Source organism: uncultured Clostridium sp. (genome assembly GCF_910588715.1).
Classification (GTDB): domain Bacteria; phylum Bacillota; class Clostridia; order Clostridiales; family Clostridiaceae; genus Clostridium.
In genome coordinates, this window is record NZ_CAJURG010000033.1 from 1 (window position 1) to 1,577 (window position 1,577).

Annotated in this window: 1 protein-coding gene; it reads left to right on the top strand. The window is 28.3% G+C overall.

Features of this window, described 5'->3' with window-relative positions:
• Positions 1 to 269: 269 nt before the first annotated feature.
• On the top strand, positions 270 to 1,427 hold the full coding sequence (locus tag QZ321_RS12445) for an IS110 family transposase (protein ID WP_294197066.1): 1,158 nt from the start codon (positions 270 to 272) through the stop codon (positions 1,425 to 1,427).
• The last annotated feature ends 150 nt before the right edge of the window (positions 1,428 to 1,577 follow it).

The window sequence follows — 1,577 nt, forward strand, 5'->3', positions numbered from 1 at the left end:
CCTCCTTGTATAATATATTTAGGGTTTAAAGTTACCCAAAACTTTATATTATGTCACTTCCGTGATATAATTTTCTTATTAACACTGTGGACTCTTATTCCTCCTTGTAGTTTAAACTACTAATAAAAGAATATTGCCACAGTTTTATTATTAATTGGTAATTAGTTAGATAAGACTTTGATCTTTCATTTCACGCAAGGTTACAAGTAATAAAACTCGTTGGATGTTGTCACAGTTGTTGATAAATTTTATTACAGGAGGTAAACACTATGGTTTACATCGGCATTGATATTGCCAAATTAAAACACTTTGCGTCTGTTGTTAGCTCAGATGGTAAAGTTATCGTAAAGCCTTTTTCTTTTGAAAATTCTCATCAGGGTTTTATGAAATTACTTGAAGAAATTGAGAATTTTCAAGACCCTCTAATTGGATTAGAATCTACTGGGCATTACGCAGAAAATCTTATTCAGTTTTTATATGAACGCAATTATAGGATTGCAGTAATTAATCCAATTCAAACTGATTCTCTTCGTGATTCTAACATTAGAAAGACTAAAACTGATAAAATTGATACTATGTTAATTGTTCAATGTTTAATGCTAAAGAAATATTCTCTAGTTTCATCTAAAAATATTGATATGATTAAACTTAGACGTCTCTCTAGATTTAGATTAGAAATGATACAACAACAAACTAGACTTAAAACACAATTAACTGCTTGTTTAGATATTGTTTTTCCTGAATTAGCATGCTTTTTTAAAGGTAATTTACATTTAAAAGTGTCCTATGCTTTACTTGAAAAATATTCCTCTGCTAAGGCTATTCGTTCTGCTAGAATTGATGGTTTAACTAATTTGCTTTACAACAATTCTCATGGTAGATACAATCAAGAAAAAGCCTTGCAATTAAAGAAGTTAGCTAAAGAAAGTGTAGCTCTTGATAATCCTGCCATTGAGTTACAAATTCAATGCTTAATTAAACAGCTACATTTATACCAAAAACAAATTAATGACATTGATATTAGTATTATGACTCTTATGGAAATCATAAACTCACCTATTCTTACAATACCTGGTGTTGGGTATACTTTAGGTGCAATGATTATTAGCGAAATTGATAACATCAAAAAATTTAGCAACCCTTCTAAATTGCTAGCATTTGCTGGCTTAGATCCAGTTGTTAAACAATCTGGAAATTTTCAATCCGAATCATTGAAAATATCTAAACGTGGCTCTACCTACCTTCGCTATGCAATCTATAGAGTTGCTTTTCTTATTATATACAATAATGAAACTTTTCACAACTATTATCTTGACAAGCGTTCTCAAGGTAAGAACCATAGAGTAGCGTTAGGTCATGTTTGTAATAAATTAGTTAGAATTATCTTCAAGATTTTAACTGATGATATACCTTTTAATTTAAGCTAACAATGAAATTTTCAAAGTACATATTTACATTATTTAACAGTTTTAAAAAATCAATTTTGAAACTGTTATTAGTCATGCAAATTTTTATTTATATAAAATTATTAAAAAATTTTTAATAATCCTATTGACAATTAATAGTTAGTCTTTTAT